The 16,845-nt window shown below is 67.9% G+C and carries 14 protein-coding genes; 7 read left to right on the forward strand and 7 right to left on the reverse strand.

Annotated elements, in window-relative coordinates; all coding sequences use genetic code 11:
* The first annotated feature begins 130 nt into the window (after window positions 1-130).
* Window positions 131-778 (forward strand): rhomboid family intramembrane serine protease, encoded by a 648-nt coding sequence (locus tag MYL53_RS08110; protein ID WP_247853127.1) that lies wholly within the window; start codon window positions 131-133, stop codon window positions 776-778.
* Between the two features lie 13 nt (window positions 779-791).
* Here the strand turns inward: MYL53_RS08110 and gnd are convergent, their stop codons facing one another.
* The 3 genes from gnd to MYL53_RS08125 form a co-directional block, all read right to left on the reverse strand.
* Complete coding sequence (gene gnd / locus MYL53_RS08115; RefSeq protein WP_247853129.1) at window positions 792-1,772, reverse strand: phosphogluconate dehydrogenase (NAD(+)-dependent, decarboxylating); 981 nt, start codon at window positions 1,770-1,772, stop codon at window positions 792-794.
* Window positions 1,773-1,915: 143 nt separating this feature from the next.
* Window positions 1,916-3,163, reverse strand: coding sequence for a ribonucleotide-diphosphate reductase subunit beta (locus MYL53_RS08120; protein ID WP_247853131.1), 1,248 nt, complete (start codon window positions 3,161-3,163; stop codon window positions 1,916-1,918).
* A gap of 136 nt (window positions 3,164-3,299) precedes the next feature.
* Window positions 3,300-6,206, reverse strand: a complete 2,907-nt coding sequence (locus tag MYL53_RS08125; protein ID WP_247853133.1) for a ribonucleoside-diphosphate reductase subunit alpha — start codon at window positions 6,204-6,206, stop codon at window positions 3,300-3,302.
* A 351-nt stretch (window positions 6,207-6,557) separates the two neighbouring features.
* Here MYL53_RS08125 and MYL53_RS08130 point away from each other — a divergent pair, with 351 nt between their 5' ends.
* Complete coding sequence (locus MYL53_RS08130) at window positions 6,558-7,271, forward strand: winged helix-turn-helix domain-containing protein (RefSeq protein ID WP_247853134.1); 714 nt, start codon at window positions 6,558-6,560, stop codon at window positions 7,269-7,271.
* A complete protein-coding gene (locus MYL53_RS08135; protein ID WP_247853135.1) occupies window positions 7,271-8,908 on the forward strand; it encodes an ATP-binding protein in 1,638 nt (545 codons plus the stop codon). Before MYL53_RS08130 ends, MYL53_RS08135 begins: the two co-directional genes overlap by 1 nt.
* A 10-nt stretch (window positions 8,909-8,918) precedes the next feature.
* Here the strand turns inward: MYL53_RS08135 and MYL53_RS08140 are convergent, their stop codons facing one another.
* Entirely contained in the window at window positions 8,919-9,833 is a 915-nt protein-coding gene (locus MYL53_RS08140; protein WP_247853137.1) for a LysR family transcriptional regulator, read from the reverse strand.
* Window positions 9,834-9,977: 144 nt separating this feature from the next.
* Here MYL53_RS08140 and MYL53_RS08145 point away from each other — a divergent pair, with 144 nt between their 5' ends.
* Entirely contained in the window at window positions 9,978-10,754 is a 777-nt protein-coding gene (locus tag MYL53_RS08145) for a COG3650 family protein (protein WP_247853138.1), read from the forward strand.
* A gap of 121 nt (window positions 10,755-10,875) precedes the next feature.
* The gene (locus tag MYL53_RS08150) at window positions 10,876-11,475 is read left to right on the forward strand and encodes an FMN-dependent NADH-azoreductase (protein ID WP_247853139.1); all 600 of its coding nucleotides are present in this window, start codon (window positions 10,876-10,878) and stop codon (window positions 11,473-11,475) included.
* Window positions 11,476-11,542: 67 nt separating this feature from the next.
* On the opposite strand, the gene MYL53_RS08155 is transcribed toward MYL53_RS08150, so the two are convergent.
* Window positions 11,543-12,079, reverse strand: coding sequence for a DNA-3-methyladenine glycosylase I (locus MYL53_RS08155; RefSeq protein ID WP_247853140.1), 537 nt, complete (start codon window positions 12,077-12,079; stop codon window positions 11,543-11,545).
* 99 nt (window positions 12,080-12,178) lie between these two features.
* On the opposite strand from MYL53_RS08155, the gene gloA reads away from it, so the two are divergent.
* Entirely contained in the window at window positions 12,179-12,619 is a 441-nt protein-coding gene (gloA, locus tag MYL53_RS08160; protein ID WP_247853141.1) for a lactoylglutathione lyase, read from the forward strand.
* An 83-nt stretch (window positions 12,620-12,702) separates the two neighbouring features.
* On the opposite strand, the gene MYL53_RS08165 is transcribed toward gloA, so the two are convergent.
* Window positions 12,703-13,107, reverse strand: coding sequence for a DoxX family protein (locus tag MYL53_RS08165; protein ID WP_247853143.1), 405 nt, complete (start codon window positions 13,105-13,107; stop codon window positions 12,703-12,705).
* Between the two features lie 117 nt (window positions 13,108-13,224).
* Here MYL53_RS08165 and MYL53_RS08170 point away from each other — a divergent pair, with 117 nt between their 5' ends.
* Window positions 13,225-13,665 (forward strand): META domain-containing protein, encoded by a 441-nt coding sequence (locus tag MYL53_RS08170; RefSeq protein ID WP_247853144.1) that lies wholly within the window; start codon window positions 13,225-13,227, stop codon window positions 13,663-13,665.
* Window positions 13,666-13,908: 243 nt separating this feature from the next.
* Here the strand turns inward: MYL53_RS08170 and MYL53_RS08175 are convergent, their stop codons facing one another.
* Window positions 13,909-16,746, reverse strand: a complete 2,838-nt coding sequence (locus tag MYL53_RS08175) for a valine--tRNA ligase (protein ID WP_247853145.1) — start codon at window positions 16,744-16,746, stop codon at window positions 13,909-13,911.
* Between the last annotated feature and the right edge of the window lie 99 nt (window positions 16,747-16,845).

The raw sequence follows: 16,845 nt of genomic DNA on the forward strand, positions 1-16,845 counted from the left end.
GGGCGAACCTTGATGGTCAGCGTCGCCCAGGCTGGAGCATGGCGCAAACGGGCGGCCATCGTGGCGTTCGGCTTGCGCCCCGGCTCCCTGGCCGTCCACCTTGTAAAGACGACGCAGGGGAGGGCACCGGGTGCGACGCACGCTGGAGCAAGGCCAGAGACGCGGCGAGAGACGCGGCGGGAGCTCGGTGATCGCCCTGCTGCTGGCGGCCAACGGCCTGACCTTCCTGGTGCAGCAGCTGCTGCCGGGGCCGATGCTGCGCTACTTCGCGCTGTGGCCGCTGGGCGCGACACCGGAAACGCTGCCCTCGGGGTTGCCGGCGGGCGAGTTCCACCTCTGGCAGCTCTTGAGCTACGCCTTCCTGCACGGCAGCCTCTTCCACCTGGCCATCAACATGTTCGTGCTGTGGATGTTCGGCAGTCCGCTGGAGCGCGACTGGGGCAGCCAGCGCTTCGCGCGCTACTACGTCCTGTGCGTGCTGGGCGCGGCCGCGGCGCAGCTGCTGGTGGTCTCGACGGGCGCCTACGCTCCCACGGTGGGCGCGTCGGGCGGCGTCTATGCGCTGCTGCTGGCCTTCGGCCTGCGTTATCCGAACCAGTACATCCTGCTGCTGATTCCGCCGATTCCGATGAAGGCCAAGTACTTCGTGGTCTTCATCGGCCTGGTGGAGCTGTGGTCGGGGATCGCCGGAACCCGCCAGGGCGTGGCGCATTTCGCGCACCTGGCGGGCATGCTGGTGGGGCTGGTGCTGATATGGACCCAGCCGCGGCGCCGTTAGGCGCTGCCCCCGGTTACTTCTTGGGCGGTTCGACGTGGCCGCCGAAGCCGAAGCGCATCGCCGAGAGCAGGCGGTTGGCATAGGTGCTTTCCTTGCGCGAGGCGAAGCGCGAGAACAGCGCGTTGGCCAGCACCGGGGTCGAGACACCCTGCTCGACGGCGGCGTCGACGGTCCAGCGGCCTTCGCCGCTGTCGGACACGGCGCCCGAGTAGTGGTCGAGACGCGGGTCGCCGGCCAGGGCCTGGGCGGTGAGATCGAGCAGCCACGAGGAGACCACGCTGCCGCGGCGCCAGACCTCGGCCACGTCGGCCAGGTTGAGATCGAAGCGCTCGTCTTCCGGCAGATCCGCGGAGCCCTTGCTCTGCATCAGCTCGAAGCCCTCGGCGTAGGCCTGCATCAGGCCGTACTCGATGCCGTTGTGGACCATCTTGACGTAGTGGCCGGCGCCGACCGGGCCGGCGTGGATATAGCCGCGCTCGGCGCGCTCGTCCGGGGCGTTGCGGCCGCGGGTGCGCTCCAGGTCGCCGTAGCCGGGGGCCAGGGTGTCGAACAGCGGCTCCAGGCGGTCGAAGGTCGCGTCCTCGGCGCCGACCATCATGCAGTAGCCGCGCTCCAGGCCCCAGACACCGCCGGAGGTGCCGACGTCGACGTAGTGCAGGCCCTTGGGCGCGAGCGCCCTGGCGCGGCGGATGTCGTCCTTGTAGAAGGTGTTGCCGCCGTCGATGATGGTGTCGCCCGGCGACAACAGCTCGGCCAGGAGGTCGATGGTGGCCTCGGTCGGCTCGCCGGCCGGCAGCATCACCCAGACGGCGCGCGGCGCCTCGAGGCTCGCGACCAGCGCGGCGAGGCTCTCGGCGTGGCCGATGCCGTCGTCGCCGAGGGCCTGAGCGGTGGCGGCGTCCTGGTCGTAGGCGACGACCTCGTGGCCGCCGCGGACCAGGCGGCGTGCGATGTTGCCGCCCATTCGGCCGAGTCCGATGATACCGAGTTGCATGTTGCTTCCTTTGACGTGATACGGGATGGGGTGCGGGACGGCGGCAAAGCCTACCCATTGCGGCGTCGCGACGCAAAGCGGGCCATGTCGCCTGACATGGCCCGCCGAGCGTGACGCTCGCATCTATATGGGGGAGAGGGAGATCAGTCCCAGCTCAGGGCGCCGCCGACCTGGTACTCGGTGACGCGGGTCTCGAAGAAGTTCTTCTCCTTGCGCAGGTCGATGATCTCGCTCATCCACGGGAAGGGGTTCTCGGCGCCCGGGAACTGCTCCTTGAGGCCGATCTGCGCCAGGCGACGATTGCAGATGAAGTGCAGGTACTCCTCCATGATCGCCGCGTTCATGCCCAGTACGCCGCGGGGCATGGTATCGCGGGCGTAGGCGATCTCGAGCTCGGTGCCTTCGAGGATCATCTGGGTGACCTCGTCCTGGAACTCGGGCGTCCACAGGTGCGGGTTCTCGATCTTGATCTGGTTGATCATGTCGACGCCGAAGTTCAGGTGCATCGACTCGTCGCGCAGGATGTACTGGAACTGCTCGGCGACGCCGGTCATCTTGTTGCGCCGACCCATGGACAGGATCTGGCTGAAGCCGCAGTAGAAGAAGATGCCTTCGGTGACGCAGTAGAAGGCGATCAGGTTGCGCAGCAGCTCCTGGTCGGTCTCCGGGGTGCCGGTGTGGAAGTCCGGGCGGGCCAGGGACTGGGTGTGCTTGAGGCTCCAGGCGGACTTGGCCGAGACGGAGGGCACCTCGCGGTACATGTTGAAGACCTCGCCCTCGTCCATGCCCAGCGATTCCACGCAGTACTGATAGGCGTGGGTGTGGATCGCCTCCTCGAAGGCCTGGCGCAGCAGGTACTGGCGGCACTCGGGGTTGGTGATCAGGCGATAGACGGCCAGCACCAGGTTGTTGGCGACCAGCGAGTCGGCGGTGGAGAAGTAGCCCAGGCTGCGCTCGACGATGCGGCGCTCGTCCTCGGTGAGGCCGTCCGCGCTCTTCCACAGCGCGATGTCGGCGTTCATGTTCACTTCCTGGGGCATCCAGTGGTTGGCGCTGCCGTCCAGGTACTTCTGCCATGCCCACTCGTACTTGAAGGGCACCAGCTGGTTGAGGTCGGCGCGGGCGTTGATCATCCGCTTCTGCTCGACGTCGATGCGCTTGGCGCCCATCTCGAGTTCCTCGAGGCCGGCGGCCACGTCCAGCTCCTCGAGGGACTGCTGGGCGCGGGCCAGGCGGTCCTGCTCGGCGACCTGGTAGCTGCCGGCGCTGTCGCGCACTTCCTCGGCGGGTGCCTCGGCCTTGGGCTCGGGCTGCGGCGCCGGTGCCGGCTGGGGCGCCTCGGCGGTGGCAGTGGCGGTGTCGTCTTCGTGGAACTCGTTCCAATCGATCATCTGTGTCTCTCCCGGTGGTTTCCCGGATGGTCCGCAGGCGTTCGCATCGGAGTGAGCGGCTGCGGCAAGGGTAGAAGGGGCGGAGCCGGAGGGCGGTGCCCCTCCGGCTCGTGCGCTGGCGCTGGGCGCCGTCGGCTTACTGGCAGGCCTCGCAGCCGAGCTCGTCGATCTCGCCGGCCGAGGGCGCGCGGGAACCGCCGCCGTTCTTGCCCTGCAGGAAGTCGTCGATGCCCTTGGGCTCCTTGGCTTCCGGGGCGGCGGACGGTGTCGGAGCCGGTGCCGCACCGGGCGAGGCGTTGCTCACCGCGTTCAGGTTGCCGCGGTCCACGGTGGATTTCTCCACCGAGGTGGCGCCCAGAGCGCGCAGGTAGTAGGTGGTCTTGAGGCCGCGGAACCACGCCATGCGGTAGGTCACGTCCAGCTTCTTGCCGGAGACACCCTTGATGTAGAGGTTCAGCGACTGGGCCTGGTCGATCCACTTCTGGCGACGGGAGGCGGCCTCGACCAGCCACTTGGGCTCGACCTCGAAGGCGCTGGCGTACTTGGCCTTGAGATCGTCCGGCACGCGGTCGATGGGCTGCACGGAGCCGTCGTAGTACTTGAGGTCGTTGATCATGACCTCATCCCACAGGCCGCGCTCCTTGAGGTCGTTGACCATGTAGGAGTTGACCACGGTGAACTCGCCGGACAGGTTCGATTTCACGAACAGGTTCTGGTAAGTCGGCTCGATCGACTGCGAGACGCCGCAGATGTTCGAGATGGTCGCGGTCGGGGCGATGGCCATGACGTTGGAGTTGCGCATGCCCTGGGCGGCGACCTTGTCGCGGATGCGATCCCAGTCCTGGGTCGCGGAGGTGTCGACCTCGATGTACTTCGCGCCGCGCTCTTCCTTCAGCTTCTCGATGGAATCGATCGGCAGCACGCCCTGGCTCCACAGCGAGCCCTCGTAGCTCTGGTAGTGCCCGCGCTCGGCGGCCAGATCGCTGGAGGCTTCGATGGCGTGATAGCTGACCAGCTCCATGGAACGGTCGGCGAAGGTCACGGCGTCCTCGGAGGCGTAGGCGATGTCCTGGGCGTAGAGGGCGTCCTGGAAGCCCATGATGCCGAGGCCCACCGGGCGGTGCTTGAAGTTCGAGTTCTTCGCCTGCGGCACCGCGTAGTAGTTGATGTCGATGACGTTATCGAGCATCCGCACCGCGGTCTTGACGGTCTTCTTCAGCTTGTCGCCGTCGAACTCGCCGTTCACCACGTGCTGGGCCAGGTTGATCGAGCCCAGGTTGCACACCGCGATTTCCTCCGGAGAGGTGTTCAGGGTGATCTCGGTGCACAGGTTGGAGCTGTGGACCACGCCGGCGTGCTGCTGCGGGCTGCGCAGGTTGCACGGATCCTTGAAGGTGATCCACGGGTGGCCGGTCTCGAACAGCATCGACAGCATCTTGCGCCACAGGTCCTTGGCCTTGACGCGCTTGAACAGCTTGAGCTGGCCGTTGCGGGTCATCTCCTCGTATTCCTGGTAGCGCTTCTCGAAGGCGGCGCCGTACAGGTCGTGGAGGTCCGGGCAGGTGGCCGGCGAGAACAGGGTCCAGTCCTGGTCGTCGAAGACGCGCTTCATGAACAGGTCCGGCACCCAGTTGGCGGTGTTCATGTCGTGGGTACGACGACGGTCGTCACCGGTGTTCTTGCGCAGCTCGAGGAACTCCTCGATGTCGAGGTGCCAGCTCTCGAGGTAGGCGCAGACGGCGCCCTTGCGCTTGCCGCCCTGGTTCACGGCCACCGCGGTGTCGTTGACCACCTTGAGGAACGGCACCACGCCCTGGGACTTGCCGTTGGTGCCCTTGATGTAGGAGCCCAGCGCGCGCACCGGCGTCCAGTCGTTGCCCAGGCCGCCGGCCCACTTGGAGAGCAGGGCGTTGTCGCGGATGGCGCTGTAGATGCTGTCCAGGTCGTCCGGCACGGTGGTCAGGTAGCAGCTGGAGAGCTGGCTGCGCACGGTGCCGGCGTTGAACAGGGTCGGCGTGGAGGCCATGTAGTCGAAGCTGGAGAGCAGCTCGTAGAACTCGATGGCCCGCGCCTCGCGGTCGTCCTCGTTGAGCGCCAGGCCCATGGCGACGCGCATGAACATCACCTGGGGCAGCTCGTAGCGCACCTCGTCGCGGTGGATGAAGTAGCGGTCGTAGAGGGTCTGCAGGCCCAGGTAGGTGAACTGGGCGTCGCGGGTGTGGTCCAGGGCATCGCCCAGACGCTCGAGGTCGAACTCGGCGAGCTGCGGGTCGAGCTGCTCGAACTCGATGCCCTTGGCGATGTAGGCCTGGAAGGCCGGCTTGTAGAAGTCGGCCATCTCCTGGTAGGTCGCCTCGTCGGCGATGCCCAGGAACGACAGCGCCTCGCGGCGCAGGTTGTCCTGCAGCAGGCGGGCGGTGACGTAGGTGTAGTTGGGATCCTTCTCGACCAGGGTGCGCGCGGTCATCATCAGCGCCTGGGAGACGCCGTCGGCGCTCACGCCGTCGTAGAGGTTCTTCAGCGAGTCCTCGACGATCTTCTGCGGATCGACGTTGGTGAGGTTCTCGCAGGCGTCGGAGACCAGGGTCTCGACCCGGCCCAGGTCCAGCGGGCGGGTGCTGCCGTCCGGCGCGGTGACGTTGAGCGTCGGGTGCGGCTTCTCGATGTCGGCGCTGGCCTCGGCGCGGGCGCGGGCATGCTCCTCGCGGTACAGCACGTAGGCGCGGGCGACCTTCTGCTCGCCGGCGCGCATCAGGGCCAGCTCGACCTGGTCCTGGATGTCCTCGATGTGCACGGTGCCGCCGTCGGGCATGCGGCGCTGGAAGGCCTGGGCGATGCCCTCGGAGGCCTGCTGCACGAAGTCGCGCACCCGCGAGGAGGTGGCGGCGTTGTCGCCCTCGACGGCGATGAAGGCCTTGCTCAGGGCCACGGCGATCTTGCCGGCATCGAAGGGCGCGACATCGCCGGTGCGCTTGATGACACGCAGGGTCTGCGGTGCGGTAACGGAGACGGACGAATGGTCCGGGGCAGCGGTGGTATCCATGGCGCCGGGGGTCCCTACCTTGTCGGTTGAAGAAGGCCGCCGAGGGGCGACGGTTGACAGAATCTGGAGTGGTTGCTATGGCACATGATGTGGTGTGCCAGCAGGAAGTGGGCACAAGATAGTGTGCTTTTTGCCGCTCATCAAGTGGATAACTTGTGGATGAGCTGTGGCCTTTCAGGGGGAGTTCTGGGCATGTCTCGCCAGCCCGCACGGTTGGGCCATCGGCGGGGTTTTGCGCCATCGAGCGACGAGCGAAGGCCGGCGTTGTCGGGTATTCTTTAGCCATCGGTGGTCGGTCGAGTGCCGAGCGCCCTCTTAACTTGCACGCCCATTGAGGAAGTTGACGCGCAAATGGACGATAGCCTGGACCCTTCAGAGCAGGATCACGTGCTGATCATCGAGGATGATGAGCGCCTGGCCGAGCTGACTCGCGACTATCTCGAGGCCAACGGCTTTCGCGTGACCCTCGAGCCGGATGGCGCCCGGGGCGTCGAACGCATCCTCGATCTGCAGCCCGACCTGGTGATTCTCGACCTGATGCTGCCCGGCGAGGACGGCCTGTCGATCTGTCGCCGGGTACGCTCGGACTATCCCGGACCGATCCTGATGCTGACCGCTCGCACCGACGACATGGATCAGGTGCTCGGGCTGGAGATGGGCGCCGACGACTACGTGGCCAAGCCGGTGCAGCCGCGCGTGCTGCTGGCGCGCATGCGTGCGCTGCTGCGCCGCCGCGAGAGCGGGGCGGCCGGCGAGGAGCCTCGGCTGGCTTTCGGCCCGCTAGAGATCGACAACTCGACCCGCGAGGCCTTTCTCGCCGGCGAGCGCGTCGATCTGACCAGCGCCGAGTTCGACCTTCTGTGGCTGCTGGCCAGCAACGCCGGCCGGGTGCTGACCCGGGAAGAGATCTTCTCCCAGCTGCGCGGCATCAAGTACGACGGCCAGGATCGCTCCATCGACGTGCGCGTGTCGCGCATCCGGCCCAAGATCGGTGACGATCCCAACCAGCCGCAGCGGATCAAGACCGTGCGCAGCAAGGGCTACCTGTTCGTCAAGGACGGCTGATGGCCTCTTTTCGCCTGCTGCCCCGCGCGCTCTCCGACAGCACCTTCCTGCGCGTCTACGTGCTGCTGGCGCTGGCCCTGGTGATGGTGTTCGCCCTGGCGCTGCTGGCGATCACCATGGTCGACAAGGTGCGGCGTCAGCACTACCAGGAGCAGCTCGCCGAGGCGCCGATGACGCTGTTCAGCGCCCAGCTCGAGGCGTTGCCCGCCGTTCGGCGCGACGCCTGGCTGCGCGAGCAGAGTGCGCGGCTCGGCTTCCGCCTTTCCCTGCATGAACTGTCGGATGCCTCGCTCGGCTATTTCGATCGGGCGCGGCTAGAGGCCGGCCAGACGCTGGTGCGCCAGACCGAGGCCATGGGCTGGCAGCTGCGCCGGCGACTGCCGGGGGAGCCACGGTTGCTGCGGGTGGAGCTGGACTCGCTGGGCGAGCAGCAGCTGATGGGACTGGCCCGTCAGCTGGGGCAGTGGCTGCTGGCGGTGCCGCCCGAGCGCCGTGCGGCGCGGCTCGAACGGCTGCGCAGCCCGGTGATACAGCTGAGCCTGACCGATACGCCGCCGGAGGGCCTCGAGCCGGCGCGGCTGGCCACGCTGAGCGATACCGAGGTGGTGGTGCGGCTGTTGCCCCAGCGCTGGGCGATGTCGCTCTACCTGCGGCTGCCGGGGCGCGATGGTGCCAACCAATGGGTCGAGGTCGGTCCGCTCAACGCCTTCGAGCCGCTGCCGGCCTCGCTGCTGCTGTTGCTGCTGTTGCTGCTGCTGGGCATGTTGGCGGTGATCATCTATCTGATCGTGCGCGGCGTGGAGGCGCGCATGGCGCGCCTGGAGCTGGCCGCCACGCGCATCGCCGCGGGCCGCCTGGACACGCGGGTGAAGGTCGAGGGCAACGACTTCCTCAGCCGCCTGGGCATGGCGCTGAACGGCATGGCGGCCCAGGTGCAGTCGCTGCTGCGCGGCCAGCAGGACATGATCCGGGCGGTGTCCCACGAGCTGCGTACGCCGGTGGCGCGCATCCGCTTCGCCGTGCAGATGGTCGAGGACATGACCGACGAGCCCAGCGTGCGGCGCCACCTGCAGGGCATCGATGCCGACATCACCGAGCTCGATGACCTGGTCGACGAGATTCTCACCTACGCGCGCCTGGGCAGCGAGACGGCCAACGGCGTGCCGCTGGAGACCTCGCTGGTGGAATGCCGGGCGATGGCCGAGCGCGTGATCGAGGCGCTGCATCCCCTGCACGGCCAGCTGAGCCTCAGCCTGCTGCCGGGCGACGAGGTGGAGGCCGCGGCGGAGTCGCGCTATCTGCAGCGGGCGCTGCAGAACCTGGTGGCCAACGCTTGCCGCCACGCCCGTACCCGGGTGGTGATCCGCATCCACGGCGAGCCGCGGCTGGTGCGCATCGACGTCGAGGATGACGGCCCCGGGGTGCCGGTGGCCAAGCGCAGCGAGATCTTCAAGCCCTTCGCCAGGCTCGACGACAGCCGCGCCCGCAACTCGGGTGGCTACGGCCTGGGGCTGTCGATCGTGCAGAAGGTCATGGCCTGGCACGGCGGCAGCGTGATGGTGGACGCCAGCCCCACGCTCGGCGGGGCGCGTTTCACGCTGCTGCTGCCCCAGCGCGCCGCCGCCCGCGACGCCTGAGGCACACCGCTCAGGCCGGCTTGATGCCCGCCAGCACCGAGAACGAGGTCTCGCGGGCGGTGCGCAGGAAGTCTTCCATCCAGGGCGCGTCGCGCGTCTCCTCGCGGATCGCCGCGAACAGCGTGCTCCATACCCCGCGCTCGCCCAGCGGTACCGCCTTCACGTAATCCCGTTCCAGGTATTCGGTCAGCGCCCAGTTGGGCAGCGCACAGACGCCGCGCCCGCTGGCCACCAGCTGCATCATCATGATCGTCAGCTCGGCGGTGCGCACCTCGCGCGGCCGGCAGCCGGCCGGGTCGAGGAACTGGGTGAAGACATCCAGCATGGCGTGCTCCACCGGATAGGTGATCAGCGTCTCGTCGACCAGGTCCTCCGGCACCACGAACGGCCTGCCGGCCAGGCGGTGCTGGCGGGCCACGGCCAGCAGCCCCTCGTAGCGGAACAGCGGCTCGTAGTGAACGCCGGGCAGCGGTTGGGGATCGGCGGTGATCACCAGGTCGAGCTGCTCGCGGGCCAGGGCCGGCAGGGGATCGAAGTGGTGGCCGCCGGGAATGTCGATCTCCACCTCGGGCCAGTGGTCGCGGAAGTGGTCGACGGTGGGCATCAGCCACTGGAAGCAGCTGTGGCACTCGATGGCCATGTGAAGCCGGCCCTGTTCGTTGCCGGCCAGTCGCGCCAGGTCGCGCTCCGCCATGCGTACCTGGGGCAGCACCTGTTCGGCCAGCGCCAGCAGGCGCATCCCGGCGCGGGTGAACTCCACCGGCCGTGTCTTGCGCAGGAACAGCGGGTTGTCCAGCCGCTCCTCCAGGTCCTTGATCTGGTGGGAGAGGGCGGACTGGGTCAGGTGCACCCGCTCGGCGGCTTCGACCAGGGAGCCGGCGTCGCGCAGGGCGATGAGCGTGCGGAGGTGGCGGAGTTCGAGCATGATTCTGAGCTAACTTCATGATGATGAAGAGCAAGTTTAGTTTGATTCAGCTACGGGGGCCAGTCGGCCCGCTGCCGCGGCCAATCCCACCGACGGCTGGTATGCTGGCGGCGATGGAGTCTCGCCGCACAAGGAGTCATTGCCATGCCCCGTCTCTCGTCCTGCCGGATCGTCCTGCCGCTGCTGATGTCGCTGGGCCTGTCCGGCTGCATCACCTACGTGAACTCGCCGGCACCGGATGCCGGCGCCTCGTCGCCGGCGGTAGCCGACGCCGCGGTCGACGGTGCCGATGAAGCCGGCGACGAGGCGTCGCCCAAGGCGCCGCTGCTGCCGTCCACGCTGTTTCCCGGCGAGGCCAGCCAGCTGGTCGGCTGGCGCTGCACGCCGGCCCAGGATCTGATCACCGCCGAAGGCGAGGACGAGCTGCGGCTGTGGTCGGCCGCCGGCGCCAATCGCCTCGCGCCGGCGGTCGTCGCCAGCGGCAGCCGCTATCAGAACGGCGGGCTGAGCGTGTGGCTGAAGGGCGAGGAGGCGCTGGTCGAGAGCCAGCGGGGTCGGCTGGACTGCCGGCGCGACGTCACGCTCGATGCCCTGACCCGCGAGGGCCACCCGGGGGTGATGTTCCACGGTCGCGGCAACGAGCCGGGCTGGAACGTCGAGCTGGCCAACGACGCGCCGCGGCTCGACCTGACCCTGGACTACGGAGAGCGCGAGCTGACGTTGCCCTACCGGGTCACCACCCTCGACAACGAGGCCGGGCGGGTGATCCTGGCCAGCGGCCAGGCGGCGCGGCCCTTCACGCTGCGCATCGAGGCCAAGGCCTGCTTCGACGACATGAGCGGCCAGCCGTGGCCGGCCCGGGTGACGCTGGGTATCAACGGCGAGGTCTATAGAGGCTGCGGCCAGGGCATCGCGCCCTGAGTCGAGCGGGCTTTATTCGATATAGTCGAACGACAGCTGCGGTTTTTCCCGCTTATCGTGGCCAAAAACGAATATATAATGGCGATCATTCCTCAGCTAACGATGCTTCAAGGAGATCGCCATGACCCGCGTCCTCGTTCTGACCTCTTCCATTCTCGGCGGCAACTCCCAGGCGCTGGCCGATCACTTCAGCGCCCTGGCCGGCGAGCGAGACGGCGTGGAGATCACCCGCCGCGACCTGGTGGCCGACGAGCTGCCGCACCTGGGCCTGGCCGAGCTGGGCAGCTGGCAGGTAGCCCCGGAAGAGCGCGACGCCGAGCAGCGTGAGCTTGCGGCCCGTTCCGACGCCCTGATCGAGGAGCTGCTGGCGCACGACGTGCTGGTGCTCGGCGTGCCGCTCTACAATCTCGGCCTGCCGACCCAGATGAAGGCCTGGTTCGACCGCGTGCTGCGCGCCGGCGTGACCTTCCGCTATACCGAGAATGGCCCGCAAGGCCTGGTCGAGGGCAAGCGCGCCATCCTGCTGGCCGCCCGCGGCGGTCAGTACGCCGGCACCGCGCTCGACAGCCAGACGCCGCACATTACCCACATGCTGGGCCTGATGGGCATCGGCGAGGTGAATACCGTGTTCGCCGAGGGCCTCAACATGGGCGAGGCGCAGAAGGACGGCGCCATGAGCGAGGCTCGCCAGGCCATTGCCGGCCTGGTGGAGCGCCTCTAAGCCGGCGCCGACAGGGCATCAGGACAGACGCAGGGCGACCCCAGGGTCGCCCTGCTCGCGTTGCGGGCTAGCCACGTTGCCAGGCCGGGCCGGCGGCGAGGATGCGTGCCTGCACCGGGCAGTCGTCGCGGTGGGCACCGGGCAGGAAGCCGCTGCTCATCAGGAACTCGCCGACGATCTCGGGGCCGGTGAAGCGGAAGGTGCGCTTGAACAGCTTGACCCAGTCGGCGTGGGAGCGCGGATGATGCGCCTCCAGCCAGGTCCGGAAGCTGCCGTGCTCGGCACGCAGCGCCTGGATCACGCCGGCGTTGTGGATCACGGCATCGACCTTGAGACGGTTGCGGATGATGCCGGCGTCGGCCAGCAGCCGGGCGCGCTCGGCCTCGCCGTAGGCGGCCACGCGGTCGACGGCGAAGCCCTCGAAGGCCGCCTGGAAGGCGTCACGCTTCTTGAGTACCGTCAGCCAGGACAGGCCCGCCTGGTTGATCTCCAGGGCCAGGCGCTCGAACAGCGTGTCGTCGTCGGCGACGGGAAAGCCGTACTCGTGGTCGTGGTAGGGACCGTGAAACGGATGGCCGGGGGCCAGGTCACAGTAGTGGCTCATGGAACCTGCTCGTCGCGGAAGGAATCGGGGTGAGGCGTCAGGATGCCCCCATTGCCCAGACTTGTGAAACCCGAACGAATCGTGAATAGGGAGAGAGACATGCAATATCTGCACACCATGGTCCGCGTCAGCGACCTGGATGCCTCGCTGCACTTCTACTGCGACCTGCTGGGGCTCCAGGAAGTGCGCCGCAAGGAAAGCGAGAAGGGGCGCTTCACCCTGGCGTTTCTCGCCGCCCCGGCGGACGAATCGCGCTCCACCGAGCTGCAGGCGCCTGAGCTCGAGCTGACGTACAACTGGGACCCGGAGACCTACACCGGCGGCCGCAACTTCGGCCACCTGGCCTATCGCGTGGACGATATCTACGCGCTGTGCGAGCACCTCCAGGCTAACGGCGTGACCATCAATCGTCCGCCCCGCGACGGCCACATGGCCTTCGTGAAGAGCCCCGACGGCATCTCCGTGGAGCTGCTGCAGGCCGGCGAGCCGCAGGCGCCGAGGGAGCCTTGGGCATCCATGGAGAACACCGGCAGCTGGTAACGGGTTGCCGGACGCTGCTCCATGAACAACGCCGCCGACGGGAAGCCGTCGGCGGCGTTGTCGTTCGAGATGCCCGGGCGCGCTCAGTCGGGCTTGATCGCCATGCGGCCGCTGCCGAGGAAGACCAGGGCCAGGGCGCCGACGAAGAACATGCCCTGGAGCTCGAGCTGCCAGCCGCCGTTGTCGTTGAGCATGAACAGCTGACCGGTGTGGGCCAGCAGCACGGCGACCAGCATGTTGCCGACCATCAGCAGGCCGGCGACCCGGGTCTGCCAGCCGAGGATGGCCATCACCGGCGCGACGATCTCGCCGATCAGCACGCCGTAGGCCAGCACGGCGGGCAGGCCATGGCCCTCCAGCATGCCGCCGATCCACTCGATCGAGCCGGGGTTGAGCAGCTTGGAGACGCCGTGGAGCAGGATCAGGCCGCCCACCGCGAGTCGTAGCAGCAGCTTGCCGAGGGCGTCGTTGTGAAGAGCGTTGAGCATGGGACTTCTCCGTGTCGATGGGATGAGGCAAGCATTGTCCGAACGTCCGGCCTGGGGCAAGCTTGGGTGCGTTTCCACCTCCGCTTTCCACACCTGTCACGATCAAGGATGAGCCACATGATCGCCACGTTACGCCTTGCCCTGCCGCTGCTTCTTGTCGCCCTGATGACCGGCTGTGCCGCCGGCCCCGCGCCGGTCAGCCAGCCCGGCGATACCGTGTCCGGCCCGGTGGTCGGCCCGCGCTGGAACCTGCTGCTGGTGGGCACCAGCGACCGCCTCGAGATGCCGGCCACGCCCTGGTTCCAGGTCGCGGCGGACGGCAGCGTCACCGGCAGCGACGGCTGCAACCGCCTCACCGGCAGTGTCGCCCTGGATGCGCAGAACCGCATCGAGTTCTCCCGACTGGCCTCGACCCGCCGGGCCTGCCCGAACATGGCCGGCGCCCGCCAGGTCACCGAGATGCTGGACCAGGCCTATCGTTACCTGATCGATCACGACCGGCTGGTGTTCTTCGGCCCCGACCAGCACGTGCTGGGTGGCTTCCGCCGCGCCAACTGAGAAAACCAGGGTTCGCTACTGCGCTCGAGATCCTGGCCGCCGGCGGTGCCGAAGCGTCGGACCGTCGCCATCCTCATGTAGCAGGCTACACTCCGGTGGCTGCGCGCCGGCGGCGGCCAGGCTAGGCGCCCCCACCTCTCTTCGCTCGTGACGCGAAACCAGGCTTTCTTATTATCGATAAACGAGTCCATACGCGAACGGCCCGCCGGATAGGCGGGCCGTTCGCGTTACACAGGGTGTTTCCTAGAGCGCGGCGATCTTGTCGCGCTGTTCGACCAGCACCTTGCGGGCGGCCTCGAAGTCCGCCAGCTTGGCACGCTCCTTCTGCACCACCGCCTCGGGGGCCTTGGCGACGAAGCTGTCGTTGCCGAGCTTCTTCTCGATGCCGCCGATCAGCTTGTCCTGCTTCTCGATCTCCTTGGCCAGACGCGCCAGCTCGGCGTCCTTGTCGATCAGCCCGGCCATGGGCACCAGCACTTCCATCTCGCCGACCAGCTGGGTGGCCGACAGCGGCGCCTGTTCGGGATCGTCGAGCCAGGTGACGCTCTCGAGCTTGGCCAGCTTGGAGAGGAACAGCCGGTTGGCCTCCAGGCGCTCGCTGTCGCCGGCGGTGCCCTTGGTCAGCAGCGCCTCCAGCGGCTTGCCCGGGGCGATGTTCATCTCGGCGCGGATGTTGCGGATGGCCACGATCACGCCCTTGAGCCACTCGATATCGCGGGTGGCGGCCTCGTCGATCAGCGCCTTGTCGGCCTGCGGCCAGGGCTGGGTCATCACGGACTCGCCGTCGACGCCGGCCAGCGGCGCCACGCGCTGCCAGATCTCCTCGCTGATGTAGGGCATCATCGGGTGGGCCAGGCGCAGCACGGCCTCGAGCACGCGCACCAGGGTGCGGCGGGTGCCGCGCTTGGCGGCATCAGAGGCGCCGTCGTCCCACAGCACCGGCTTGGAGAGCTCCAGGTACCAGTCGCAGTATTCGTTCCACACGAAGTCGTAGAGCGCCTGAGAGGCGTGGTCGAAGCGGAACTCCTCCATCGCCTTGGTCACCTGGGCCTCGGTCTTCTGCAGCCGGGAGATGATCCAGCGGTCGGCCAGCGACAGCTCGACGTCGCCGCCGGCCGCGCCGCAGTCCTGGCCCTCGGCGTTCATCAGCACGTAGCGCGAGGCGTTCCACAGCTTGTTGCAGAAGTTGCGGTAGCCGTCGAGGCGGCCCATGTCGAACTTGATGTCGCGGCCGGTGGTGGCCTGGGACAGGAAGGTGTAGCGCAGCGCGTCGGTGCCGTGGGGCTCGATGCCCTCCGGGAACTCCTTGCGCGTGGCCTTGGCGATGGCCTTGGCCTTCTGCGGCTGCATCATGTTGCCGGTGCGCTTCTCGACCAGGGTCTCCAGCTCGATGCCGTCGATCAGGTCGATGGGGTCGAGCACGTTGCCCTTGGACTTGGACATCTTCTGGCCCTGGGCGTCGCGCACCAGGCCGTGGACGTAGACCTGCTTGAAGGGCACCTCGCCGGTGAACTTCAGGGTCATCATGATCATCCGGGCGACCCAGAAGAAGATGATGTCGAAGCCGGTGACCAGCACGCTGGACGGGTGGAAGGTCGCCAGTTCCGGCGTCTGCTCGGGCCATCCGAGGGTGCCGAAGGTCCACAGCCCGGAGCTGAACCAGGTGTCGAGCACGTCCTCGTCCTGGGTCAGGGCGACGTCGTCGGTCAGGCCGTGCTTGGCGCGGGCCTCCTCGGCGCTGCGCGCCACGTAGACGTTGCCGCTCTCGTCGTACCAGGCCGGGATGCGGTGGCCCCACCACAGCTGGCGCGAGATGCACCAGTCCTGGATGTCGCGCATCCAGGCGAAGTACATGTTCTCGTAGTTCTTCGGCACGAACTCGATGTCGCCGTTCTCGACCGCGGCGATGGCCGGCTTGGCCAGCTCCTCGACGGCGACGAACCACTGGTCGGTGAGCAGCGGCTCGATGACGTCGCCGGAGCGGTCCCCAAAGGGCAGGGTGTTGCTGACCGTCTCGACCTGCTCAAGCAGGCCGGCGGCGTCCATGTCGGCGACCAGGCGCTCGCGGGCCTCGAAGCGGCCGAGGCCGGCGTAGGCGGCGGGCAGCGAGGTGTCGATGTCGGCCAGCGGGCGGCCCTGGAGGTCGAACGCCTCGGCGGCCTCGAGCACGGCGGCGTCCTTGGAGAAGACGTTGATCAGCGGCAGGTTCTGGCGCTTGCCGACCTCGTAGTCGTTGAAGTCGTGGGCCGGGGTGATCTTCACGCAGCCGGAGCCCTTCTCCATGTCGGCGTGCTCGTCGGCCACGACCGGGATGCGGCGGCCGACCAGCGGCAGCTCGACGAACTTGCCGACCAGCGAGGCGTAGCGCGGGTCTTCCGGGTTGACCGCCACGGCGCTGTCGCCGAGCAGGGTCTCGGGACGGGTGGTGGCGACGACCAGGTAGTCCTTGCCGTCGTCGGTGGTCACGCCGTCGGCCAGCGGGTAGCGGAAGTGCCAGAACTGGCCCTGCTGGTCCTTGTTCTCGACCTCGAGGTCGGAGATCGCGGTGTGCAGGGTCGGGTCCCAGTTGACCAGCCGCTTGCCGCGGTAGATCAGGTCCTCTTCATAGAGGCGCACGAAGACTTCCTGCACGGCCTGGTAGAAGCCGTCGTCCATGGTGAAGCGCTCGCGGGACCAGTCGACGCTGGCGCCCATGCGGCGCAGCTGGCGGGTGATGTGGCCGCCGGACTCGTGCTTCCACTCCCAGATCTTGTCGGTGAAGGCCTCGCGCCCGAGGTCGTGGCGGCTCTTGCCTTCCTCGGCCGCGACCTTGCGTTCCACCAGCATCTGGGTGGCGATGCCGGCGTGGTCGGTGCCCACCTGCCACAGGGTGTTGCGACCCTGCATGCGCCGCCAGCGCGTCAGGGTGTCCATGATGGTGTCCTGGAAGGCATGGCCCATGTGCAGGCTGCCGGTGACGTTGGGCGGCGGGATCATGATGGAGAACGGCTCGCCCTCGCCGGAGGGGGCGAAGCGGTTGTCGGCTTCCCAGCGCTCGTACCAGCGGGTTTCGATCTGCTCGGGTTGGTAGGTCTTGTCCATGGAGTCTTCCGGGTCGAAGGAGGTGGCGACGACGCGGCACGGCGGGCCTGTCAGGCCGGCCGTGCGGGACGCGAAAAATGGGGTCGATTATAGCCCGAG

The sequence above is a fragment of the Halomonas getboli genome (genome assembly GCF_023094245.1).
Taxonomy (GTDB): domain Bacteria; phylum Pseudomonadota; class Gammaproteobacteria; order Pseudomonadales; family Halomonadaceae; genus Halomonas; species Halomonas getboli.

What these genes read in the sequence shown, in the direction of transcription:
- MYL53_RS08155 (WP_247853140.1), bottom strand. Translation starts at nt 12,079, where the DNA reads ATGAGCCACTACTGTGACCTGGCCCCCGGCCATCCGTTTCACGGTCCC.
- MYL53_RS08120 (WP_247853131.1), bottom strand. Translation starts at nt 3,163, where the DNA reads ATGATCGATTGGAACGAGTTCCACGAAGACGACACCGCCACTGCCACC.
- MYL53_RS08140 (WP_247853137.1), bottom strand. Translation starts at nt 9,833, where the DNA reads ATGCTCGAACTCCGCCACCTCCGCACGCTCATCGCCCTGCGCGACGCC.
- MYL53_RS08165 (WP_247853143.1), bottom strand. Translation starts at nt 13,107, where the DNA reads ATGCTCAACGCTCTTCACAACGACGCCCTCGGCAAGCTGCTGCTACGA.
- MYL53_RS08145 (WP_247853138.1), top strand. Translation starts at nt 9,978, where the DNA reads ATGCCCCGTCTCTCGTCCTGCCGGATCGTCCTGCCGCTGCTGATGTCG.
- MYL53_RS08135 (WP_247853135.1), top strand. Translation starts at nt 7,271, where the DNA reads ATGGCCTCTTTTCGCCTGCTGCCCCGCGCGCTCTCCGACAGCACCTTC.
- MYL53_RS08130 (WP_247853134.1), top strand. Translation starts at nt 6,558, where the DNA reads ATGGACGATAGCCTGGACCCTTCAGAGCAGGATCACGTGCTGATCATC.
- gloA (WP_247853141.1), top strand. Translation starts at nt 12,179, where the DNA reads ATGCAATATCTGCACACCATGGTCCGCGTCAGCGACCTGGATGCCTCG.
- MYL53_RS08150 (WP_247853139.1), top strand. Translation starts at nt 10,876, where the DNA reads ATGACCCGCGTCCTCGTTCTGACCTCTTCCATTCTCGGCGGCAACTCC.
- MYL53_RS08175 (WP_247853145.1), bottom strand. Translation starts at nt 16,746, where the DNA reads ATGGACAAGACCTACCAACCCGAGCAGATCGAAACCCGCTGGTACGAG.
- MYL53_RS08125 (WP_247853133.1), bottom strand. Translation starts at nt 6,206, where the DNA reads ATGGATACCACCGCTGCCCCGGACCATTCGTCCGTCTCCGTTACCGCA.
- MYL53_RS08170 (WP_247853144.1), top strand. Translation starts at nt 13,225, where the DNA reads ATGATCGCCACGTTACGCCTTGCCCTGCCGCTGCTTCTTGTCGCCCTG.
- gnd (WP_247853129.1), bottom strand. Translation starts at nt 1,772, where the DNA reads ATGCAACTCGGTATCATCGGACTCGGCCGAATGGGCGGCAACATCGCA.